15 protein-coding genes and 2 pseudogenes are annotated in these 22992 nt (G+C 53.9%); 10 read left to right on the top strand and 7 right to left on the bottom strand.

What is annotated here, in order from left to right; genetic code table 11:
- Positions 1-773 precede the first annotated feature (773 nt).
- The 6 genes from SV7mr_RS24355 to SV7mr_RS25855 all read left to right on the top strand — a co-directional run bounded on the left by SV7mr_RS24355 (position 774) and on the right by SV7mr_RS25855 (position 9213).
- The gene (locus SV7mr_RS24355; protein WP_419187880.1) at positions 774-4040 is read left to right on the top strand and encodes a S41 family peptidase; all 3267 of its coding nucleotides are present in this window, start codon (positions 774-776) and stop codon (positions 4038-4040) included.
- A 259-nt stretch (positions 4041-4299) separates the two neighbouring features.
- Positions 4300-5757, top strand: a complete 1458-nt coding sequence (locus SV7mr_RS24350) for a sulfatase family protein (protein ID WP_145277584.1) — start codon at positions 4300-4302, stop codon at positions 5755-5757.
- Between the two features lie 82 nt (positions 5758-5839).
- On the top strand, positions 5840-6607 hold the full coding sequence (locus tag SV7mr_RS24345; protein ID WP_145277582.1) for a phytanoyl-CoA dioxygenase family protein: 768 nt from the start codon (positions 5840-5842) through the stop codon (positions 6605-6607).
- 413 nt (positions 6608-7020) lie between these two features.
- The gene (locus tag SV7mr_RS24340; protein ID WP_145277580.1) at positions 7021-8745 is read left to right on the top strand and encodes a DUF389 domain-containing protein; all 1725 of its coding nucleotides are present in this window, start codon (positions 7021-7023) and stop codon (positions 8743-8745) included.
- A 93-nt stretch (positions 8746-8838) separates the two neighbouring features.
- Entirely contained in the window at positions 8839-9039 is a 201-nt protein-coding gene (locus tag SV7mr_RS24335; RefSeq protein WP_145277578.1) for a cyclic nucleotide-binding domain-containing protein, read from the top strand.
- Positions 9040-9063: 24 nt separating this feature from the next.
- On the top strand, positions 9064-9213 hold the full coding sequence (locus tag SV7mr_RS25855) for a cyclic nucleotide-binding domain-containing protein (protein ID WP_419187879.1): 150 nt from the start codon (positions 9064-9066) through the stop codon (positions 9211-9213).
- A gap of 670 nt (positions 9214-9883) precedes the next feature.
- Here the strand turns inward: SV7mr_RS25855 and SV7mr_RS24330 are convergent.
- Positions 9884-10033: pseudogene (locus SV7mr_RS24330) on the bottom strand (IS256 family transposase); the annotation flags it as partial.
- Between the two features lie 167 nt (positions 10034-10200).
- Here SV7mr_RS24330 and SV7mr_RS24325 point away from each other — a divergent pair.
- Positions 10201-11283 (top strand): type IV toxin-antitoxin system AbiEi family antitoxin, encoded by a 1083-nt coding sequence (locus tag SV7mr_RS24325; protein WP_419187878.1) that lies wholly within the window; start codon positions 10201-10203, stop codon positions 11281-11283.
- Positions 11284-12075, top strand: a complete 792-nt coding sequence (locus SV7mr_RS24320; protein ID WP_145277574.1) for a nucleotidyl transferase AbiEii/AbiGii toxin family protein — start codon at positions 11284-11286, stop codon at positions 12073-12075.
- A 952-nt stretch (positions 12076-13027) separates the two neighbouring features.
- Here the strand turns inward: SV7mr_RS24320 and SV7mr_RS24315 are convergent.
- Positions 13028-13317, bottom strand: a pseudogene (locus tag SV7mr_RS24315) (IS256 family transposase); the annotation flags it as partial.
- Between the two features lie 290 nt (positions 13318-13607).
- Between SV7mr_RS24315 and SV7mr_RS24310 the strand changes: the two are divergent.
- Positions 13608-14687 (top strand): type III polyketide synthase, encoded by a 1080-nt coding sequence (locus SV7mr_RS24310; protein ID WP_145277571.1) that lies wholly within the window; start codon positions 13608-13610, stop codon positions 14685-14687.
- Positions 14688-14726: 39 nt separating this feature from the next.
- On the opposite strand, the gene SV7mr_RS24305 is transcribed toward SV7mr_RS24310, so the two are convergent.
- From SV7mr_RS24305 to SV7mr_RS24285, 5 genes are all read right to left on the bottom strand, one after another.
- A complete protein-coding gene (locus tag SV7mr_RS24305) occupies positions 14727-15908 on the bottom strand; it encodes an NAD(P)/FAD-dependent oxidoreductase (protein WP_145277569.1) in 1182 nt (393 codons plus the stop codon).
- On the bottom strand, positions 15901-16572 hold the full coding sequence (locus SV7mr_RS24300; protein WP_145277566.1) for a methyltransferase domain-containing protein: 672 nt from the start codon (positions 16570-16572) through the stop codon (positions 15901-15903). Before SV7mr_RS24300 ends, SV7mr_RS24305 begins: the two co-directional genes overlap by 8 nt.
- A gap of 106 nt (positions 16573-16678) precedes the next feature.
- Positions 16679-18196: a leucine-rich repeat domain-containing protein gene (locus SV7mr_RS24295; RefSeq protein WP_145277565.1), complete on the bottom strand. Its 1518-nt coding sequence runs from the start codon at positions 18194-18196 to the stop codon at positions 16679-16681.
- Entirely contained in the window at positions 18193-19545 is a 1353-nt protein-coding gene (locus tag SV7mr_RS24290) for a DUF1552 domain-containing protein (RefSeq protein ID WP_145277563.1), read from the bottom strand. Before SV7mr_RS24290 ends, SV7mr_RS24295 begins: the two co-directional genes overlap by 4 nt.
- Positions 19546-19550: 5 nt before the next feature.
- A complete protein-coding gene (locus SV7mr_RS24285; protein ID WP_419187877.1) occupies positions 19551-22013 on the bottom strand; it encodes a DUF1588 domain-containing protein in 2463 nt (820 codons plus the stop codon).
- Between the two features lie 432 nt (positions 22014-22445).
- On the opposite strand from SV7mr_RS24285, the gene SV7mr_RS24280 reads away from it, so the two are divergent.
- Complete coding sequence (locus SV7mr_RS24280; RefSeq protein WP_145277559.1) at positions 22446-22952, top strand: hypothetical protein; 507 nt, start codon at positions 22446-22448, stop codon at positions 22950-22952.
- The last annotated feature ends 40 nt before the right edge of the window (positions 22953-22992 follow it).

The following is a 22992-nucleotide window of genomic DNA, read 5'->3' as shown; positions in this document are numbered from 1 at the left end:
TCCCAAGATCTCTGCACACGGAAATTCAAACCTCGCCTACCTCCACGATAGCAGAATCTTATCTCCCCGCTCAGACTTCCGCACGATTCCTCGACTTTCCAATGGCAAAGGGGCGGCGACGCTAGGGGCCGGTGCTGGTGGTCGTCGCGGTGGAGGCCGTTCGCCCGGCAGCGGCGCAGGTGCAAAAGGGAAATCGACCAGTCGTCTCGACCCGTCCCCTGCCGGCGAACCAGCGGCGAGAGGGGGGCTGACGAATTCATGAATCATGGAAGAAGAAGAGAGACGCACGCGCTGGCGCATCGTGCTCGTGTTTTGATGCCTATTGGAGACAAGCACGTTGCGGTAGCAAGTGCGTCCCCTGTTGTCGGCCTCTGATTCTCTGAGGCCATGCTATTCGGCATGCTAGCTGCCCTCTCTGCGGGCTGATTCATTTCTCCGGCCGAAATCTCCTTGCCGCCGTGGCTGGCCAAGCCACCTTCTTTACACCCTGACTATGATGAGTCAGGACGGCGGGGCTCAGTGACGAAGCGTTTGATTGACTGGCTGAGCTGAGCCGCACAAGGGAACCGTTGTCGCACATGATCGATTGCGCTACGCCGACCTTGCCCTCCAGTCGCGTTCCTGTTTCGCCGACCTGTTTTCCACGGCTTTAGCGGTGGGTCATCGGGCTCGGCAGAGCACGGCCCGGTGCCACTCAGGCTTGTCGTGCGACTGCAACACAATTCAAATCATCCGCCGTTAGAACCTCCCAGATGTTTCGAGTCACCCCTCTCATGAATGCACCGTCACTGCGTTTGATGTCGCGTCTGTTTCTTAGCGTTGGCGTGGTCTTTGCGTTTACCACCACCGCCTTCGGCCAGGACCTCAGCTATTGGTTTCGGCATGCTGCCATCTCTCCAGCCGGAAACATGATTGCGTTCAGTCATCAAGGCGATGTGTTTGTTGTTTCCAGTAAAGGCGGTGTGGCGCGGGCGCTGACGACAAGCGACGCTTGGGACGGACACCCCGTCTGGTCGCGAGATGGCAGGCAGCTCGCTTTCGCCAGCGATCGCCACGGCAATCTGGATGTGTTTGTGATGCCGGCTGAAGGTGGCAAGGCAACGCGATTAACCTTTCACAGCGCCCATGATGTCCCGACCGATTTTTCGGTTGACGGCCATGCGGTCTTGTTCTCTTCGGCCCGTAATGACAGCGCCGAGACAAGCCTCTTTCCCACCAGCCGCTTAGCCGAGTTGTATGAGGTCAAAACCAGTGGTGGAACGCCTCGCATGATCACCACCATTCCCGCTTCGCAAGCTCGTTACAGTCAGGATGGCAAGGAGATCGTTTATCGAGACGAAAAAGCTTACGAAATTGAGTTTCGCAAGCATGACGTTTCAGCCTTTGCGCGTGACATCTGGAAATTCAACGTCGAGACAGGGAAGCACACGCAGTTGACGACGTTCAAAGGTGGTGATCACGATCCCTACTATCTTGGTGAGACGATTTATTACTTGTCTGAGGATCAAGGCAATAACTTCAATGCCTGGAGAATGGATGCAAACGGTGGCAAGAAAAAACGCCTGTCCAGCTTTGAAACACATCCCGTAAGGCATCTTAGCGTGTCACAGGGCGGACTGCTTTGCTACACCCAGCATGGCTTGATCTACACCCAGCAAGCCGGCAAAGCCCCACAGCAGTTGGAGATCAGCTTCCAAGCCGATTCCCAAACCAATGATTATGAAACCAAACAGCTCAGCGGCGTGTCAGAGTTTGCTGTTTCACCCAACGGAAAAGAGATCGCCATCATCTCACGCGGCGAAGTCTTTGTCGTTAGTCGAGACTTTGGCACCACCGTCCGGATCACCGATACACCTGAACAAGAGCGTAGTGTGTCCTTTCATCAAGACGGACGCACATTGCTCTATGCCGGTGAACGCGATGGAAAGTGGAAACTCTATGAAGCTTCATTAACCGACAAACGTGAAAAGTACTTCTTTACCGCAACCAAGATTGAAGAGGCCGAAATTCACTCGGCGGACACCGAGAGCTTTCAGCCGCTGTATTCACCCGACGGCAAAAAAATTGCCTTCCTGGCAGGCCGCGATGAAATTCAGATTCTGAATCGAGAAACCGGGGACACGAATGTTGCGCTCAGCAAGGTGCACAACTACTCATATGCCGACGGTGATATTACCTTCGCTTGGTCATCCGACAGTCAATGGCTCACGTCAGACTATGCGGCTCGTGGGCGATTGTTCATTCCCAACATTGGAATCTTTCCTGCGGATGGTTCAGAGCAGCCAGTGGATCTTAGCCGCTCCGGTTATGAAGATGGAGCACCTGCCTGGAATCGTGGTGGCAATGTCATCTATTGGGCCAGCGCTCGCTATGGTCAACGCGATCATGGCAGCTGGGGACGGGAATACGATGTGATGGCCGCCTTTTTAAATCAAGATGCGTACGATCAATTCACGCTCAGCAAGGAAGAGTACGAACTCGCACAGGAACTCAAAGAGGACAACAAGAAGGATGAGGCGAACAAAGACAAAGAGGATGAAGAGGACGTTCGCAAAGTGCAGGTTGAATGGGAGGGGCTCGACGATCGAACCGTTCGTTTGACCAAGAACTCCGCCAAAATCACACAGTTCTATTTGCTAAAGGATGCGTCCAAGTTGTTCTTCCTGCAGAGCCATGCCGAAGGCAGTGAGCTCTGGATGCGTGACTTTCGAGAGGACGATACCAAGCTGCTGAAGAAGCTTGCCGATGGTGCAAGCTTCCAATTCTCTGATGATGAAAAGACGATCTTCATGTTGTCTGGATCATCGCTTAGCCATGCATCCGTTGATTCGATTGATAGCGCAAAGCCGATCTCGACGAGCACTGTCATGACATTGAAGCCCCAGGCGGAGCGGGCCTACATGTTTGAGCACAGCTGGCGACAGATAGCCGATAAATTTTACAAGCCGGACTTTCATGGGATTGACTGGAAGGCAATGAAGGCAGCCTACGCTAAGAAGCTTCCATCGATCACCACCAATCGAGACCTCGCGAACTTAATGGCCGAGATGACAGGCGAGCTCAATGCATCACACATTGGAGTGTCTTACCGGCCGAGCAAGGCAAAGGGCGCCGATCAGACGGCTGCGTTGGGTGTGCTTTTCGATCAGCGCGACACCAGTGGTCCACTGTTGATTGCCGAAGTTCTTGATAAGAGTCCGCTAAAGAAAGTCAAAAGCCAGATTCGCGCCGGCATGAAACTCGCCGCGATTGATGGAACGGACTTGGATGGATCGGCCAACCTTGCCAGCCTGCTGAACCACAAAGCGGGCAAGCGCATTCGACTATCAGTGATTCGCGAGGACGGGACGCGATTTGATGAAATCACCATGCCGATCTCGACGGCTGCTCAGTCACAGTTGATGTATGAACGGTGGGTCAAGAATCGTCGCAACTTGGTGGAAACGCTTTCCGGCGGGCGGCTTGGTTATGTGCATGTCCGAGGCATGAACGATTCCAGTTTTCGCGTTGTCTATTCTGAAATCCTGGGACGTAACTTTGACAAAGAAGCCATCGTTGTCGACACCCGATGGAATGGTGGTGGTTGGTTGCACAACGATCTGGCCAAACTGCTGATGGGCAAAGAGTATGTGACCATGCATGTTCGTGGCCGCGAATACCGAGGTGACTCGTTGGACCAGTGGAATAAGCCGTCGATCTTGGTCATCGGCGAAGGCAACTACAGTGATGCACACGCGTTTCCCTACACTTACAACGTGCTGGAGATTGGTGAGATGGTGGGCATGCCGGTCCCCGGCACCATGACCGCTGTCTGGTGGGAAACCTCGCTCTCGGGGGACATGCGAGTCGGTGTGCCTCAGGTTGGCATGAAGAATACCAAGGGCCAGTATTTAGAAAACAACCAGACCGAACCTGACTATCGGGTCAAGAACGATCCCGAGTCTACTGAGAAAGGGCAGGACAAGCAGATCGAAAAAGCCGTGGAAGTGATGCTCAAACAGCTAGACGCGACCAAGCGGAAAGCTGGACCGAAACCGTAGCCTGCCGAGCCATGCCCGGGCCTTGATTGCCACCGTGAACGTTAGCAGCGAGTCGAGCACGGGGGTGCCGGTGGTGGCGCTTCAAGCTTCTAAGTCTGGGCCCAAGGTCAGCTGGCCAATCAACAAGCTGGCCAATCAACAAGCAGCCTGGCCCAGAAAGCCTGTCACTGTCTGGCGGCGATTCGCTTTCGTTGCCAGATGGGCCGTGGCCGGTTACGCTATCACGTGAAATCACACTGCTACGAACTACGGGAAAACGATGGGTCGATTCATCACGGGTATCCTCTGGGTTGTGTTGCTCTTGCAGGCGGCGCCAGCGCTGGCTGCTGGGCCGAACCTTTTGTTCATCGTCTCGGAAGACAATAGTGAACACCTCGGTTGCTATGGCGAACAACGCGTCCACACGCCTCACTTAGACTCATTGGCGGCCGGAGGTGTTCGGTACACGCGCGCTTACGTGCCCTATTCCGTTTGCAGTCCATCGCGTTCTGTCTTCTTAACGGGACTGTACACTCGTCAGACAGGGCACATCGGACTGGCCACGCACCGGTTTGCGATGTACCAAGAGTTTAAAACGATGCCGGCGTACTTTCGGCAGGCGGGCTACTACACCGGTTTCCTTGGCAAGACACACATTAATCCCGAACGATTGGTGGAGGATTTCATCGATCATCGTGCCATTAATAACTCGAACTTCTCCAAAACGATCAGCATCGAAACCTATGCCGAAGAAGCTCATACGGTAATGCGGAACGCGGCGGAACAGGACAAGCCGTTCTTGCTGATCATCAACTATGCCGACGCTCATCGGAAATTTGTGGCACGGTCAAAGCATGGGTTTCCGACCCGCCAAGTCACTGAGCCGATCAAGCCGTTCCCATGGATTGGATCCGATACGCCTCATTTGCGCGAGGAGATTCGCGATTACTTTAATTGCATGAACCGCCTGGATGAAGGCATTGGCATGGTTCTGGACAAGCTGGATCAAACCGGAAATCGCGACAATACATTCGTGATTTACATCAGCGATCATGGTGCGGATTTTCCTCGCGGCAAGGGCAGCATTTACGAGAATGGCACGCGGATTCCGATGATCGTCAATGCGCCGGAACACTTCTCCAAAGGCAAAGTCGAAACCGGCATGGTTTCCACGATTGACATCCTGCCAACGATGATGCGTGCTGCCTCGATCCCGGTTCCGGACGAGTTGCCCGGTATGGCTCTGCAGGATCTTGATTCCGGAAAGGCTCCGCCGCGGCGATACATTCATACGTTCACCACCGGTTCATCGCCGAATCTGTTGTACATGCAATTTGGGATCCGTGATCAGCGTTACAAACTGGTCTTCAATCCCGATCGGGTACTGAATCGATTGGCTGAGTCCCGTTATCGCAACAGCCAGTTACCCAAAGAACAGGAGGTGCAAAGTTTCCTGTATCCGCCGCAGTACGAATTGTTTGATTTGCAAGCAGATCCCTATGAATGGAAGAACCTTGCCGCCAGTGCTGAGCATCAGCCAATCCGAGAGCGTTTGCTGCAAGCGATGCGTGAGTTTCAACTGGAAATCAACGATCCCTTTGCTGACCCAGAGAACATTGCCACCTTCATTGCCGAACAGAAGGAGTATCAGAGCAAACGTTACAAGAAACCTGGTTTCCGCTGGCCACATCTGGATCTGTTTCAAGAGGCCAGCCAGACCGGTGACACCGGGAAATAAGCTTTGACAGCGGTTCCACGGATTCACTTGGCTGCACCGTCGCGATCTCCTGAACTGACAACTTCAACTTGAAACACCCTTCATGTCGACGACGATTCCCGAGCCAGAATTACAGCAGCAATTCGACCGCGACGGTTATGTTGCTTTCCCCCAGTATCTTGATCATGGGGAAATGACAGAACTGGTTGCCAACGTGGATCGATTCATTGGCGACGTTTTACCGAGGCTTCCTGCTGAGCACGTCTTCTATGAAGATCGTGATGATGCGGCCACTTTGAAGCAGATCCAGCAGCTGGGGCAATATGATGCTTGGTTCCATCAACTCTTGACCGTCGGTCGCTTTCCTGACTTGGCGCAGCGATTGCTCGATGGTCCGGTTGTTCCCAGGAACATGCAATACTTCAACAAGCCGCCCGCAGTGGGGCAACCGACTCCTGCACATCAAGACGGTTACTACTTCATGCTTGACCCCTGCGAAGCAGTGACCATGTGGTTGGCTTTGGAAGACGTGGATCAGGAGACGGGTTGTGTCCGTTACGTCCAGTCATCTCACAAGCAAGGCATGCGCGAGCATGCCAGGACCGGCACACTGGGCTTTAGCCAAGGGATCGTTGATTATCCGACCGATAGCGATCGGTTGAATGAAGTCGCTTTCCCGGCCGGTCCGGGGGATTTGCTGGTGCATCATGCAATGACGATACATCGTGCTGATGGCAACCGTTCGGCCACGCGTTCCCGTCGCGCACTCGGCTTGATCTATTACAGTGAACGAGCACAGGAAGACGCCGAGGCGCATGCAGCGTATCAGCAAAGGTTAGCTGCAGACATGAAGTCGGCAAATCAGATTTGAGAAGCCGTTGTGCCAAGCCAAAGCGACGTTGTTTCCATTTCGCCATTCAATCGCCCGCTGCCAGCAAACGGATTTTCGGCGTCGAGGAATAGTGCTGATCTGGCTGGTCGCGACGATTAGGGGTGCGTTGCCTTCTTGGACATTTCAGGACGGAATGGTTATGCCGCTCACCGAGTCGCTTTCCTGGCTTGATACCCGTGTCTGATTTGTGTCAGGCACTGCCTGCGTTTAAGATCAGTTCGATTGATGAGCGATAATGGCGGCGACGCGAGTTCAGTCCGCTGTCGCTCAGCTTGCCCTTCCCTGTTCTGTGCGTGTTTTCATCGCCTGAGTCCATGACGTTTCCGCGAGGGGCGTGAAGTTCGCCAGCCCCTCATTCGTCTGTTTTCCAACGCCACGTTTCGAGCCCACCCATGTTTAAGATCTACCGAGTTTCGCCCAAGCGGACTCAAGAGATCGTCCGTGAAATCTCGGTTTCGTCCCAGCCACGAGGACGATTCTTTGTTTTGCTGCTCACGTCGTCACTGATCGCTTCGTTTGGTTTGATGGCCAACAGTGCGGCGGTGATCATCGGCGCGATGCTTGTTTCGCCCTTGATGACGCCAATCTTTGGAATCGCTCTGGCGATGCTGCGCGGGAATCCTCGTTTGTTGTGGCGGGCATTCAAAACAGAAATTCTAGGAGCGTTCTTGGCGATTTTGTCAGGGTTGCTGGTCGGGCTACCGCAAGTCGCATTCGGTGATGCAACGTCCGAGATGTTGGCACGGACGCAGCCGAACATTCTTGACCTCTTGGTTGCCGTGTTTGCGGGTTTTGCCGGCACCTACGCTCTGCTGGATGAACGCGTCAGTCCGGCGCTGCCCGGGGTGGCGATTGCCACTGCGATCGTGCCCCCGCTTTCGACCTGTGGGCTGTGTCTTGCGTTGGGCGCCTTTTCCGGCGCCTTCGGAGCGTTGTTGCTGTTCCTTGCTAACTTTGTTTCGATATTGTTGGTCGCATTGGTAACGTTTGCGATCGCTGGACTTTCGCGTCCGATTCCAGGCAGAAAAGTCGTTCGGCAATTTGGGCCCACCGTGGTGGTGTTTGTTGTCATCGCCGTGATCCTTTCCAACTCGCTGCTGCGGATTGCCCGTGATCGCAAGGTCCAGCAAGTGATCACACAAACCTTGGAGGAGCAGCTCTCGAACAGCCATCGGGCCAGCTTGGATCAGTTAGAACATCGCTTAACGCCGCGTGGAATCCAGGTGCTTGCCACGGTTCGAACGCAGCGGACGGTTTCACCTGGTTGGGTGGCAATGATTGAAGAGACGATGGGCGAGCGACTTGAATCGCCAGTTGACTTGGTGGTTCGATCCGTGCGATCGCGCGACGTCTGTGCGTTGGGGTCATCGCTTCAGGCGGTTCGCCCCAAACTGGATGGAACCTTCCTTGTAAAACCCGCCAATGATTTCGAAGATCGGGAGTTGTTGGCGTCTCAGGTGATCCGCGAAACGTATGAACGCGAGCCCGGATTTGAACTGACTCGCATCGAGTACGGTAATCGATTGGGGACGGGAGTCGTTGTGGCTTATGTTGACGCCATTCGCAATATCGCCGCGTACGAGGTTCAAGATCTGGAGCTGACTTTGCGAGAGCGTTTGAATGATCCTGAGTTACGGTTCTACTTACGGACGAGTGCGGCGCAATTACGTGATCGCAGCGGAAGCTTGCATGTTGAGTGGACAAATCAGAGTGAAGCACCCGAAGAGCAGCGAGCGCGGATTCCAGAACTGAAGCCCATCGTGTTACAGACTGTCAATAAGCAGGCCGATCTAAAGGCCATCGAGGCGCACTTCAATTGGATCGGTGATCACTGGAAAGTCTTGGTGGAAGTGATCGGTCCGGGAGAGATGACTCCTGAAGGGATCGCCGACATTGAAAAGGTGCTTCCCGAATCCGTGGAGTTGCTGTTCTGGAGGCGAGCAGACTACGTCGCAACCAAAGACGGGTACACCACCTATGACGCATTGGTTGAACGGGGGCTTCCCGAGCGAATTCAGAAACTGGACGAATTGTTTGAAAGTCAACAAGTCGCTCGTACGCTGCAAGCGACCGAGGGTATGAAGACGGATCAATCAGCCGACCGAGATGACAACTGACCAGTGCGATCACGAGACTCCGCTTCCCGCACCCTCGAATGATGATGCGCTAACTGGATCTCCGTTCCGGCCGACAAAGACACATTGACGTTGATGAAGTCCCACGGGCACTTCAAGGAAATCTCTGACGAAGTGTTGCAGGCGGTTGCAGAACGCATTCGCATCCAGCGAGATCAAGTCGGTGACTTGATCTATCGCGTTAATCGTCCCGTCACCGAAGTCGGGTTTCTTATTGCAGGTCGTGTGAAAGCCGTTATGGCACACCCTGATGGATCAGAAAGCCTGTTCCGCTAGATCGAGCGGGGAGCATCGCTGGGAATGATCTCCGCTGCGATGGGTGATCCACTACCGGTCTCAGCGTACGCAGTCGAGCCAGCCACGTTGCTGATCATTGACTATGAAGCGGCGTTGGATCTGACCGCGAAGCACAAAGAGTTACGGAAACGCGGGAGCCAACGCTCAAACTGATCGAACGCTCGCTTGGTAATTTCCAGCAGCGGGTTCATGTAACTGCACGCGCCCCTCAAATTTTTTGCAGCGGAGAATGATTGTGACCTCACCCTTCGTGCTCTTCGCGTCCTTCGTGGTTCATTCCCGGTTACGCGACGTTTTCCAGCTTCGGTGGACTGTCCCCGGCAGATTCTCAGCGTTTGCATGGCCAGCGGCACTGGTGTCATTTTTCTAGTGCAAGGGTTTGGGCGAGAAGCCTTGGAGTTGCCTGCGTTCTGATGGGCTTGCCAGGACCGTTTGTAGAACACCTTCGGCGTTCGGAGGCGATGTGTGTGGGGCCTGTCCCCAGGGTGCGCTGCGCGACCCTGGGCTATGGGGTAGAACACCTTCGGCGTTCGGAACTCTGGATGCAATTGTGAAAGCCACCGCCTTGGATTTGGCAGGTGACTGAGGTGCGTTTCTCTGATCATGTGCTTCGCAGGAACGTCAGGCTGGCCTGCCGAACGCCGTAGGTGTACCTGGGGCCTGTCCCCAGGGTGCGCTGCGCGACCCTGGGCTATGGGGTAGAACACCTTCGGCGTTCAGGCATTCGGTCCGGACTGGCATTCGGTCCGGACTGGCATTCGGTCCGGACTGGCATTCGGTCCGGACTGGCATTCAAGATCGGGGACAGTCCCAGTCCACTGAGCCCTGACGCTGAGCCAGCGCGGTAATGATCACTGGAGGAGGGTTCGTGCTTGGGACCGCAGAGTTCGGTGACTTCAGCGGCCATGACTTCGCAGATCATCTCCCGCACTTAGCCTCGCAAAAAGTCTCGAAGGACACGGTCGGTTTCTGCATCGCGGTCGACAAAGCCCTGGATGAACGCCACCGAAGCTTGGAGCAGGGCCGTGGCTGGCGCGGCACTCCCTTTTTTGCTCATTTGGGACAGGTTTCCAACAATAATATTCACTATTCATGCTATATTTACTGCGCAGTAAATACGTCATTATCAGTGAACAACCAATGCCTGCTAAACCAAATCTGGCGAATTTAATAGAACGCGCGTTGGCTGGACTCGGCGATTTCCAGGTCGCGATAGTGTCAGACTCCGAAGTGGGCGAACTGCAGATCACCCCACCTGCACGTGGGGCGATTCCCTTGGTCTTCAAGTCGTATCGGCTGATCACCCCTGCCCGCGCGGAAGGTGCCTGTAAGATTCTGCTGCAGGAGGCTCGCATGAGAAACGCCCAACCGCTGCTCTATGCGGCGGCCGTTTCAGACCGGACAGCTGAAATCGCTAAACAGGCGGGAGTCTCATGGATGGACTTTGCCGGAAACTGCGTGCTGCAATTTCCTGAACACAGTCTCTATGTCCAACATCGTGGGATCCCCAGTTCGCACGGCAAGCACGACCAGAAGACGCTGAAAATCTTTTCACCACGTTCCAGTCGCGTTCCACGCGCAATGCTGCAGGAACCTCAACGTACCTGGCAGGTCAACGAACTTGCCAAACACCCTGATGTGAAAGTCAGCCCTGGGCTGGTCTCGCGAATCAAGGGACGCATGGTAGACGAGGGCTATGTCGTTGTTGATGAACGACGCCTTCGACTTAAACGCCCCAAACGCCTGCTCGACGACTGGGTGGCAGAAATGCGATCGACGCGGAGAGAGCAGGTGATGTACTACATGCGCGGTGGCCTGGCCGACATCGAAGCCAAGGTGGCAGATTGGCTTCAGAAAGAGAACCTGCTTCATGCCTTATCGCACCTCGCAGCCGGCTGGCGAATCGCACCTGAAGTTCGCTACTCGGTTACCTCCTTTTTGCTTGCCGAAGAAGCTTGGGAGTCAGAAGCCTTACTGGGGTTCGAGGAAGCCTGTGGTGCGAGAAGGGTTGAAAGCGGAGCGAACCTGACTTTTTATCGTCCCTTAGACGAAAGCCAATTCGCTAATCTCTCAGAAACGCCTGTGCCAGTGACGTCGGCTCTACAAACTTACCTCGACTTAAGGACCATGGATGGCAGGGGGCAGGAAGCGGCAGATACCCTCTATGACCAGATCCTTCGTCAATCTTTCGATGCCGCCACCAGAACTGCAAGGGAGCTCTAGATGACACCCCAGGAAGCTGCCTATCGAGTCATGTTCGAAGTCGTGGAAACGTTGGCTCAGTGTGGCGAGTTCGTCTTGGTCGGTGGTTGGGTACCTGAGTTGCACTTTCCAGGCCAAGGTCATGTGGGGTCTATTGATGTAGACTTAGTCCTGCCCCCCAATGGACTTCGTCAGAATGTTGACTTAGACCAGCATCTTGTCGATCATGGCTATCAGCGCAGCCAACGGCCCAATCCGACTCAGTATCTGCGTCAGTTGCCTCAAACAACCACTCCAGTCGCTATCGATCTGTTGACCACACCGCGCTTTCAGGGCAGGGATGTCATGAAAATCGAAATTGGCGGCGTCTCTGTTGAAAGCCTACCGGGACTGGATCTCGCATTGCTCTGCAATGAACACCGCACTCTTCGACTGGAAAGTAATCCAGGTGTCGTCGAGGAGATCTCCGTAAAGGTAGTTAAACCGGAAGCGTTCATCTTGATTAAAGCCTTCCCACTCGCCAGACGCAATAAAGCGAAAGACGCCTATGACATTGCGTTCACGTTACAGCACTACCAACCTAGCCTGACTCAGTTGGCAGCTTTGATAGCTCCGTTGATCCACACCAAATCGGGAGCCGAAGCCTATGAACTATTGCAGGAGTCTTTTGCAGAACTGGACTCGGAGGGGCCACAACAGGCTGCCAGCCTCGCCAACGAACTTGGGCAGTCCCCTGCGCAGATGCAACAAGCAGCGTTTCAGGATGCCCAGGCACTGTTCCAAGCGATTCGCCTGGTTTCAGGAGAACTCTGAACGGCCTTCACAAACCTTGCCTAAGGTTCGGGGATGTCCCATCTGTTGTTAAATCTCTTGATGGTCTCTCTGGTGATTACTTGATTGAGCTTACAGGGGCTTCGCCGCGTCAGCTCAAAAGCCTGGACTCGAAAAATTGAAACACAGAGGAACAGAGATCACGGAGGAGGCTCAGTGCCCTCTGTGTTTTTCTTCTCCCTGATCTGTGACAGGATCAATTGATGCCGAATGACTGGGCTAACAACAGGCGAGGATGTTCCTGCCTGGAAACACCTTCGGCGTTCGGAACTCTGGATGCAATTGTGGAAGCCACCGCCTTGGATTTGGCAGGTGACTGAGGTGCGTTTCTCTGATCATGTGCTTCGAAGGAACGTCAGGCTGGCCTGCCGAACGCCGTAGGTGTTCCATTTTCACAGCCCAAGGTCGCGAAGCGCACCTTGGGTCATTGGAACCATCAAACCTCCGAACGCCGTAGGTGTTCCACACGCGGTTTTGGGCACACCCAGCGGAGAGCAAATGTTCTCTGCTGCACATGGATGCTTCGGGGACAGGAGGCGACGGGGGCAGTCCCCGGAGAATGATTGTGACCTCACCCTTCGTGCTCTTCGCGTCCTTCGTGGTTCATTCCCGGTTACGCGACGTTTTCCAGCTTCGGTGGACTGTCCCCGGCGGATTATCAGCGTTTGCATGGCCAGCGGCACTGGTGTCATTTTTCTAGTGCAAGGGTTTGGGCGAGAAGCCTTGGAGTTGCCTGCGTTCTGATGGGCTTGCCAGGACCCTGTTGTAGAACACCTTCGGCGTTCGGAGGCGATGTGTGTGGGGCCTGTCCCCAGGGTGCGCTGCGCAACCCTGGGCTATGGGGTAGAACACCTTCGGCGTTCAGGCATTCGGTCCGGACTGGCATTCGGTCCGGACTGGCATTCAAGATCGGGGACAGTCCCAGTCCGCTGAGCCCTGACGCTGAGCCAGCGCGGTAATGATCACTGGAGGAGGGTTCGTGCTTGGGACCGCAGAGTTCGGTGACTTCAGCGGCCATGACTTCGCAGATCATCTCCCGCACTTAGCCTCGCAAAAAGTCTCGAAGGACACGGTCGGTTTCCGACGCTGGAACTTGGCCAAGGGCTGCAATGAGATTAACTTCGTTCATGGATGGTCTCCCCGTCGGTTGCAGCTGACGAAAATAGAAACGTTCTAGGAGGGAAGATTCTGCCTTCCGGGAGACCATCTTTCAAGTTTTAACAATCACCCGGTCGCTTCCCAATGACATGCCGCGCGCCATGTGCTTGCGCACCGCGGATGGAGACCCGGACTGGCCCTGGAATTCTATTGATGGCTGGGCTGCGGAGAATCTAGTGTTTTAGACGCTGAGACCTGGTCTTTCTTCAATAGGTTCTTCCATCAGTTGGAATTTATCAGGAAATTTGGGGCTAACTTGGACCCTGTGATGGCCGGAGGTCAAAACTTGAAGTGGTGGTAGACTTTGGCAGTGAAAGGTAGCGGTTAGGCAACGGGCTTTCGATAAGGAATTTCATTTGAACCCTTGTATTCTCGGATTCGGCACAGAGGTGCCCGTCAATCAGATGAGCCAAGAAGAGGCGGCGGCAATGTCCGCTGATTTGCTCTGTGGCGATGAACGGAAAAAGCGTTTGCTGAAGGCGATGCTCAAACGCTCTCAGGTGAGCAATCGTTACACCTGCATTCCCTACAAAGCAGCTTACGATTGGGTTGAAGAGGATTCAGAGCCCGGCACTTCAATGGGTTTAAGCACCCAGCAGAGGATGGCGTTGTATGCCGAGCACGTCGGTCCGCTATCAATTGGTGCTGCGCACAAAGCGCTCGAAAGCGCTAACGTCTCAGCGGATGCTATCACTCATCTCATCACGGTTTCTTGTACAGGTTTTGATGCACCCGGGTTTGATGTGCAGTTAATCAAAGCACTCAATTTACGTCGCGATGTCCAGCGGATGCAAATTGGTTTTATGGGCTGTCATGCGGCAATCAATGGGATGCGTGTCGCAGCTGCTCTTGGAAACGCCGATCCATCAAGTAAAACCCTGCTCTGCGCAACGGAACTCTGCAGCTTGCATTATCGCACGCAGTGGGATGAAAAACTGATGTTGGGTAACGCATTATTCGCAGATGGATCTGCGGCGTTTGTAAGTGGTCGGCCGAGTGGCACGGGAGAATTACCTTACGTGATCAAGGCGACCGGCTCTTACCTTGCACCTGATTCAACCGAGATGATGTCGTGGCAGATAGGCAATCACGGTTTTGAGATGTCGCTTTCTAGTTTAGTTCCCGATGCAATCAAGCAGCACCTTCGTCCCTGGTTGGCCCGGTGGCTTGAGAGCAATGGCCTGGCACTTAACGACATTGGGTCTTGGGCCGTTCACCCCGGTGGTCCACGCATTTTGACAGCTGTTGAACGATCGCTGGAACTGCCCGCGGAGGCACTGGAGATTTCTCGGGATGTGCTCCGCGAATACGGAAATATGTCTTCTCCAACAGTCTTGTTTATCCTCCAACGCTTGGCAGCATTGTCGAGGCCGAAACCATGTCTTGCGTTAGCCTTTGGTCCCGGGTTGATGATCGAAGCAGCGCTGCTGGATTAGCACTCCAGCGAAGCCTTGCTAAACGCTTTCATCGCTGAGCTAGGAGCGAAGTTCTGGAAAGGGGCGGTTCAGAGACCTAATAAAGGGACGCGAAAGACCGGGCGCATGAGTCAATCCCCAGGCAGCGGCTTTTACGAGCTTTGGCCGTCGTAGTAATTGACTGATCAGACGACACTTCCACATTCTTCCCCCAAGCAGCCGTGTTCTGGACTTCGCCCAAGTTGGACCGGTCTCCGTGGTTCCTACTTTGAGTGATTGAAGTGCAAGTGGTGCCACAGCAATTCCCGACGCGATTGCCCAAGCCATGCCTTCGCCGGTAAACGGTTCAACGTATCCAGCTGCATCACCGACAACGAAAAGGCGATCCCCGTAAACCGTCGCTCTGGACTGGGTGAGTTTGGCAGTGCCGCGCCAGTTTGCTGCGGCCACAGCATCAGACGCAGGAAGTCCCGCAGAGTTGGTGATGATGCTGGCCAATGGACCGATGCCGCCGGCCTGCTTGACAGCGTTTGCATCCAGTGCAGCTGCCAGGTCAAGACGCCCGTCCTCTAGACGCACACAACCGACATAGCCGCTTCGGTGGCAAGCCATGTAAATGGTCTTCGGCTTGAAATCAGAACGAACCTCCGAAAGGACCGCGCCAGCTCCGATCCTGGAGTTTCGATTGGTTCGGCGTTCATCGGCGAGTCGGTTAGAGAACACACGCCGTCCCAATCCACTGGCGATGATGGTAATCCTGGCGCGGGTGGCGTATTCCGATTGCGAATGATTTAGCATGACCGAGCAATGCTGTTTTTCGCTCGCATGCAGGGTGGCTCTCGTTTCATCCAAAAACTGCGCCCCGGCGTCAATCGCTGCCTGTGTTAGTTCCAAATCAAGTCGCTGTCGTGACAGCGAGACTCCGGCACCTAGCGGTAGAGCGACTTGTTGTTGACCGCTGGCGAGAACGAAATTCTCGAGTATTGGAGCATGGCAATCAGAGACCAATTTGTTCAGCCCAATCCGATTCAACGCCTCCAAGGCTGCGCCATTTAGACAGCAACCACAGACCTTGTCGCGAGGCAGTTTCTGATCATTGACCAATAAGACTTTGCCGCCGCCTTGAGCGCATTGCCTCGCCGCGATGGCTCCGGATGGACCGGCACCAATCACAAGCACATCCCAGTCTCGCTGAGATGCCTCGGTGACGTTGAGGGTCGCCTGGAGAACTGAATCAGTCATGACAGGTTCCAACCAGCATGAATCGGCAGGGCCAGTGGTTTGTTAGTTGATAAGTTTGGAGTGGCAGGTTGGCTGCAATCGACTCGATTTCGCTGATCGTGAAGGAAGCGCGAATCGACTGTGGCCCATCAAAATGAACCACCGGTGATCGAGAAAGCAAACGCGTCGCAATGCAGACCTGTAGCCAGTTGAATCGGCTGCGAATCAAATCGACGACAACGATTTTCTGCGTGGCAGCCTCGATCATTTTGGCAAGTACGATCTCGGCTTGTTCGGTGGTTAAGTGGTGCAGGAAAGTCGCGCACATAATCATGTCATACCCGTCAGGGATCGGTTCAGACAACACATCAAGATGATGTAACTTGATAGAGACTTTACTCTTCTGGCTGTTGTCCTCTGCAAATTGTATAGCCTGCGGGCTGATGTCGCTCGCTTCGACTTCCAGCCTAATTCCCCGTCGCTCAGCTCTTTGAGCCAGTTGAATCGGCACATCAGCGCTGCCGGTAGCGATGTCTAGAATCCGCAAGGAGGAGGCAGGATTTTCCCGGGCCATTTGCTCAATTGGACGCCATACCAAATCGATCAGCTTCGTCCAGCGATTAAGCCGTTGCAGTCCATCGAGCGCGTGAAAATGTTCACGCTGGTCGAGACTCGGGTTGTCCATTAATTCTGGCTCAAGAATCCGGCTCTGCACGATGGATCACCCCTGGTTTGTTTTTTGGTCATCGCTCCGCTGGCCCGTCGTGATTGCGAACTAGCTAGCGCGAGAGTCAATCGAAGATGATTGCACAGTTGGGCAACGCGAGCTTAAGTTGCTCGATCCGGCTGGCGGTCAGCCCAGGACAACTATCCAGAACCAGATATTCCAGCGATTCAAGTTGCTTAAGCGTGTCCAGTGAAGCGTCGGTCAAGCTTAGGCAGCCCGTCAAGGTAAGTTCTCTCAGCTTGGACAGTCGAGATAGCTCCGCAAGCCCAGTGTCGGTGATCTGCGTGCAATGATCAAGGTAGAGTTCTTCTAGGTTGGTTCGCTGGCCGGCATGCTTCAACGCGGTGTCGGTTAGATGATCGCAATCAGCAAGGTTTAGCGTTCTCAGCTCTGGCATCTCCTGAAGCACTGCCAGCCCACTGCCTTCAAGATTGGGAAGACTCCAGAGATGCAATTCTTTCAGCAAGTGAAGTCCGGCTAAGTTCGCGAGCCCAGCATCAGTGAAATGATCATTGTCACTAAGGTTCAGATAAGTCAGCCGCGGGCAATGTTGCAGCTCGACAAGGCCTTCATCCGTCAGTGCCGCGATGCAGCCGAGATGAAGCCATTCCAGATTCGGCATGTCACGCAAACGCTGCAGGCTCTTGTTGGTCAGTTCCAAACAGTAAAATAGGTTGAGCGTCTTCAGGCGATGCGTTTCTTTCAATTGGGTGACCCCCGCATCAGTCATCTGGAACGACTCCATCATGTCAAGATGAACCAGCGTTGGCGGAAGCGCGATCTCGGTTCCTTTAAGCGGCCAGTTGAATCCCATCTCCAATGTCGTCAGCTTTTCAAGCTTGGCAAACAGTGGGTTGTAGCCTTCAGCGGTCAGTTGAAAGTGACCAAACAGTCCCAGGAACTCTAACTCCGTGAGCGACTCAAGATGTTTCAGACCGGCATTTGTTAATGTCTTATTCGCGCCCCAATTGCGGCTCCCGTTTAGATTCAGAGAGGTCAGCTGGGTTAATGATCCAAGTGGTTTGAGATCATTGTCAGTGATACCACCGTTCGCATTGGAGAGATCCAAGTAGGTCAGCTCAGTGAGCTCCTGCAGCCCTTCACTTTTGAATCCGCGAATGTCTCTTACTTCCAGTCGCGTCAGGGCGGGCAGTTGCTTTAGTTCGCGATAGACATCCGTTAAAGGTAAACGAGTCTTGCTGAGGTTCAGAGTGGTTAGTTTTGGCAGTCCACAGATGGCTTGAATGCCCTTCAGGCTGATGCGATGACAGTTCTGCAGGCTTAAGGATTCCAGCGCCGTCACTTCAGCGACGTGCAGCAGCCCTTGATCGGTGATCTGATGACAGTCCGTCAAATCCAGCTGAACCAGATCGGACGCTTGGCAAATTCGAGCAAGGTCGTCGTCCGAAAGCTCGTTGCCTCGCTCGGCAAGAATGGCTCGAGCTTTGGCGGTGGTCATTGAGGTTTGGCTGGCAATGTCCGTAGATTGCTGCGCAGAAACCCCTGTGATGCCCCATTCGGTCAGACCCAATCCAGCGACCAAGAAGAGAGCGATTGTCCGGCAAAGTGAGTTGACGATCATGACAGCAGCTCAGCCAAAGGTCCCGATTGATTTTCCGGCTTGCCTAACGCTAGGTCAGGCTGTCCAAACAGGTCCTGTGGAACGCCAGCAAGATGGCAGAGCGTCGTGAACCAATTGCAAATCGTGTGCTTGTGTCCCGCCCGACCGTACTGAGGATAAGCCAGGAATCTGCCTTGCGATTTCAGTCGGCCTGCTAAGTTGCCCACGACGACCATCGGCCAGTCATTTCCCACCGAGTGATGCTGGGCGGCGTTATCACTGGTGTAAACAATCAGTGTATTGTCCAGCATCGTGCCATCGCCCTCGGGGATCGCCTTCAGTTTGGCAGCCAGTCCGGAGATCAGTTCCACATGGAATTGACGAATGGCATTTCGGCAATCTTGAGCCGACAGCGTCGCGTAGCCAGCGCCATGACCGATCGCGTGGACGTTGTTGCCAATGCCAATTCCAGAGTAGACCGAATCCAGTCCATCGGCGTGAATCGTGATGACATTGGTCAGGCCAGTGACAAGCGCCGAGGCCGCCATGTCAAAGTGCGCTTCCAAATGCTGGGTCTTAAAGCGAGAGGTGTATTTGTCGTCCAGTTCCGGAGCATGCTCCTTGAGTGTCTTTTGCATGGAAACCAGTTTGACGCGGCGATCGCGCAAGGCTTCAAAGCCGCTGAGGTAGTGTCCTAGCTTTTCCTGTTCGGTGCTCGGCAGGTTCTGTTGAAGCTTGCGAATATCCGATGACATCGCATCTAGGACATTGCCAGTGCGCGTGTACTTCTTTTTAAGATCACCTCCTTCTAGGATGCTACCGAACAGGTTCTCGAAGGCTGCAACTGGGTTTTGCTGAAACGGAAGCTGTTGGCCTTTGCCTTTTGCCGAGATGGCGGGGAACGTTACTCCCTGGCTTCCTTCACCCATCTTGAAACCAACATGGTTGAAGACCGAGGGAAACGTTTCCGAAAGGTAGCCGTCAATGGTTGCTGCAAGTGGCGGCGTGTGCGGTGAAGCTTTGTATCCGCCCAGTGCACCATAGTGAGCGCTGTGTCCCAGTCGCGTCATCTTGCCGCTTAGGCCTTGAATGATCGTTAGTTGATCTTGAAAAGGGGCCAGCGGCTTCAGGCTTTCTGGAAGGGAGCGTTCCGCCAGAGTCGAGTCGACCAGTTTATCACCCCGATGCTCCAGGCCTTCTGGGTTCAGGTATTCTCCCTGCAGCCCACTGCTCTTGACCACAAACACAAAGCGTTTGGGTGGTTCTTGATTCTCCGCAGCATCAAGCCGCCTGACAAACGGAGACAGAGCCACGGCTCCTGCTCCTAGGCTGAGTCCCTTCAAGAGATTTCGACGATTTGAGTTCTTCATCGTGGCTATTTTCTGTAGAGAAAGGAATCGGAAGTCATCAATGCCACCAGCAACTCTTTAAAGCTGCCGCCGCTTTCCACATAGGCTTTGTCCATCGCCATCAGCGTTTGGGAGTCGCTGAGCATTTCATTGCGCCCCATCCAGTATCGGAAAACGTGCCGGATAAAGCTTTGCCGAACCAGGTCGGATTCAGCGAGAGCTTCCATCAGCTCGAGAACATTTTGGACGTCTTGATGTAAGCTGTCGTCGTGGCTCAGTGTGATCGAGCCGCTCGCGTCAACGGGCTGGCCCTGTTCGGTCGCACGCCATTTGCCGACGTGATTGTATGCTTCGAATGGCATGCCGAGTGGATTCATTTTCTTGTGGCAACGCCAGCAGGCACTCTCGTGCACGACTTGGAATCGCTCACGCAGCGTTTGATGTTCGTTGTCAGGAATCTGAGCATCAACATTGATCGGTAGATCCATGACCACACCTGCGAGCAGCTTTTCGCGAATCCACTTCCCGCGCCGCACAGGGTCATTGTCAAAGTTGCCGCTATGCGCAATCAGCCAGCTGGGTTGGGTCAGAATCCCACAGCGTTGTTCCGCTGGAGCGCGGAACACCTGTCCGTTCTTGCGAATCTGTGGATCACTGTGATTGTCTTTATCGTAGGCGTGCTCGTACGGATCCAGGTTGTAGCTTTGCACAGGATGGGTGCGTCGATACTTTTCCGCGCCACCGGCCCGTTTAACTTGCTGTTCATCGTTCTTGCCATTCCAATACACCGAGACGACTTTGTTCGTTGTTAGCAGCTGTTTGAGAACATCTTTGTCTTCCTGAAGTATGTGCAGAATCAAGCTGTCTGTGTCGTAGGCCAACTTGGATGCACTGCCCTGAACAAACTGCTGAAAGCCATCACGTTTTTTGAACTCGTCAATGTCTTTGAAGACCTCATCGGCTTTGTAGTAACCGAAGAACTCACGAAAGAACTGCAGGATTCGAGGGTTAGTGGTGGAAAGGTAGGTGCGGTTGTGAGTGGTGACCCAGCCGTTTTGCCGCGCGTCAAGCATTTGTCGCACGACGCGTTCGACATCGTCTCGCGTCTTGAGCTTGCCGGCCAGCATCTCCTTGACCAATGCACTGTGCCCAGCGGCCCAGGCGGGGCGTGGAGTGGTCATGGTGCGCTGGATCGGAGCTTCGCTCTGTTTGGTATAGACATCGATGGTTTCGATCTCATCCACACCAAAGGCCGGCTTGTTGTGCAACGCATAATGCAGCGAGTAAACCAACTCTTGAGGTGACAGGAAACGGCGGCCGTCAGCGTCGGTCTCGCCGAGACCTAGCTCCATGCGATAAACGAATTCGGGTGTTAAGGTGACATAGATCAAGACAGCCTGTAAAGCCATCTCGTTGCCGAGTTCGGCGTTCTTTTGAAAGACGTTCCGCCAGTAGTGCTCGTATTCCTCTTGCTTGGGCGAACGTCTGAGGAACAACGCGAACGCCACATCAAGAGCCTGGTCAAAATCGTCGCGCGTCACCGGTTGTGCGGATTTGACGATGTAGTTGAAAATGACTGGGACCCGTCCTCGGTACTCGTTTGCCGTGGTGGTCACGCCGCCGACAAACATCGCTTCGTTGTTTCCCGTCCGACTGCCTTTGTTTTTTACCTGAGTGACAATCCGAACCTTTTGACCTACGGTTAGGATCTGAGCCATCGTTTCGGCGTTTACCAATAATGCTTCCAGTGATGACTGGTCAGCAACGATCGACGCGTAATCGGTAAAGCCTGAAGCGTGATGGACAAATTCAAAGAACGGATTGGCGTACTTTTGATCTTGGAAATACCGCGTTGCCATCAGCTTGCCTTTGTGAGGCCCGCGGGCGATCAGATGATTTCCCGTTCCACCAATCTTGACGCTATACCAGGGAGCACGTCCGTAAGCGTTGCCCCAGATGGCGTCATAGATGATTGGCCGTTGTCGCCAGAGACGCGCTGGGCTGTATGGTTTTTCGGTGACGCTGCCATCGAATAGTTTGCCGTGGTCGATATAGTTGCCAAACTGTGGGAGCAGCAGCTTTTTGTCCAGCTCAAAACCGCGACCATGCAAAGTCAGTTCATGATCGAGTTGCCTGAGAAACGTCGCTCGTTGATCAGCCGATGGTTGCGTTTCATCTTCCGGCGGCATCTCACCAAATTGAACCTGATTGAAGATGCGGTTCCAAGAGTCGGCTGTTTCGGTGACAGAGAGATCAACGTCCAAGTTGTCCAGTCGGACATCGCCCTCTGGATCGGTCGAGTCGTGGCAATCGAGGCAAAACTTGCCCAGGAATTGACTCGCGGTGTTTTGAAAATCAGTCGCAGGAGTTTCGCCCTGCCCTGCTTTGCTTGACGGTTGGTTGTTCGCAGGTGCTTCGTCTGTTGCCTGGCCGTTGGCAGCTAACGGAAACGCGACCAACAAGAATGCCGCCCAACACAGTCGTTGCATCGACCGGCCATCAATGGTCGTCGAGATGCATGGCGTCGAAGGGGAACAGGCGGGATGGTTTTGGTGATGATCCATCCACTCATTTTAGCTGAGTTCGCACCCAATTGATAGCGAACAAATTAGCGTCAGCAAGCGCTTCGCGTGCCTCGCCGGACACTCTGATTCTGAGACTGAGTTGAGTCAGGTTTTCCTGATCAAATCGGTTTGTTACTCGCGGTCCGAAACTTTGTCTGTTTTTGGCGGGCGCTGATTTAGCTTTCTGACGAGAACGTTTGATGTCACGAACCTAAATCAGTTCGACTGCTTTGTCTCTTAACGTAGGAATTGCTTAAGCCAACTCGATTTGGTCTAGCGGTATCGACTCTAATAAGCTTCTCTGTGATCATCAGGTAAAAAACACCGCTACGCGAGAAAGTGAGGCCCCCGATGCGTGTGACATCCATTCCCAGAATCACTGAGTCAATTTCAATTTCAGAATATGTGTTTGGTGCGGCACAAAGGCAAATCACCTATCCCGGTTTAGCCCAGTGCATCTCGGTCACCAAATTCTCTGGCGGTCTTTTAAGGGGGACGCACATCTCTCCGGGGTCTTCCCCGGATGAAGTCAAAGAGCATTTTCGACTCTTGAATGCGGGCTCAGTGGGCCAATATAGCGATTGGTATGTGATCGGCCAATTTCAAGAGCATTTTAGAACTGCTAATGCCGTCATGGGAAACATGTCATCGCTGAGACAGACGCTGCGCAAGCGATTGGGCAAGGGGAATACGTTTTACACGTTCGATACCAGTGCCTTGACTGCCAGCGAGAATTGGGCTTTTGGAATCGACATTCGAGCCACACAGCAAAATTACAAACTTGAGTTCTCGTTTGCAAAAGCGTTTGGTCGACCAGATAAGCCATTCTCCAAGCTTTCAGATTGGTACTTCACCAAAATCTAGGCTATCAAGCGGATCAGACTCGCGTGCACCCCTAAGCGGT

Source organism: Stieleria bergensis (assembly GCA_007745635.1).
GTDB lineage: Bacteria > Planctomycetota > Planctomycetia > Pirellulales > Pirellulaceae > Stieleria > Stieleria bergensis.
The sequence above is the reverse complement of the archived record's forward strand: the minus strand, read 5'-3'. Positions and strand labels throughout refer to the sequence as shown.

Excerpts from the sequence above, each read along its gene's own strand:
- SV7mr_RS24355 (WP_419187880.1), top strand. The coding sequence starts at position 774 with ATGAATGCACCGTCACTGCGTTTGATGTCGCGTCTGTTTCTTAGCGTT.
- SV7mr_RS24350 (WP_145277584.1), top strand. The coding sequence starts at position 4,300 with ATGGGTCGATTCATCACGGGTATCCTCTGGGTTGTGTTGCTCTTGCAG.
- SV7mr_RS24345 (WP_145277582.1), top strand. The coding sequence starts at position 5,840 with ATGTCGACGACGATTCCCGAGCCAGAATTACAGCAGCAATTCGACCGC.
- SV7mr_RS24340 (WP_145277580.1), top strand. The coding sequence starts at position 7,021 with ATGTTTAAGATCTACCGAGTTTCGCCCAAGCGGACTCAAGAGATCGTC.
- SV7mr_RS24335 (WP_145277578.1), top strand. The coding sequence starts at position 8,839 with ATGAAGTCCCACGGGCACTTCAAGGAAATCTCTGACGAAGTGTTGCAG.
- SV7mr_RS25855 (WP_419187879.1), top strand. The coding sequence starts at position 9,064 with ATGATCTCCGCTGCGATGGGTGATCCACTACCGGTCTCAGCGTACGCA.
- SV7mr_RS24325 (WP_419187878.1), top strand. The coding sequence starts at position 10,201 with ATGCCTGCTAAACCAAATCTGGCGAATTTAATAGAACGCGCGTTGGCT.
- SV7mr_RS24320 (WP_145277574.1), top strand. The coding sequence starts at position 11,284 with ATGACACCCCAGGAAGCTGCCTATCGAGTCATGTTCGAAGTCGTGGAA.
- SV7mr_RS24305 (WP_145277569.1), bottom strand. The coding sequence starts at position 15,908 with ATGACTGATTCAGTTCTCCAGGCGACCCTCAACGTCACCGAGGCATCT.
- SV7mr_RS24300 (WP_145277566.1), bottom strand. The coding sequence starts at position 16,572 with ATGGACAACCCGAGTCTCGACCAGCGTGAACATTTTCACGCGCTCGAT.
- SV7mr_RS24295 (WP_145277565.1), bottom strand. The coding sequence starts at position 18,196 with ATGATCGTCAACTCACTTTGCCGGACAATCGCTCTCTTCTTGGTCGCT.
- SV7mr_RS24290 (WP_145277563.1), bottom strand. The coding sequence starts at position 19,545 with ATGAAGAACTCAAATCGTCGAAATCTCTTGAAGGGACTCAGCCTAGGA.
- SV7mr_RS24285 (WP_419187877.1), bottom strand. The coding sequence starts at position 22,013 with ATGCAACGACTGTGTTGGGCGGCATTCTTGTTGGTCGCGTTTCCGTTA.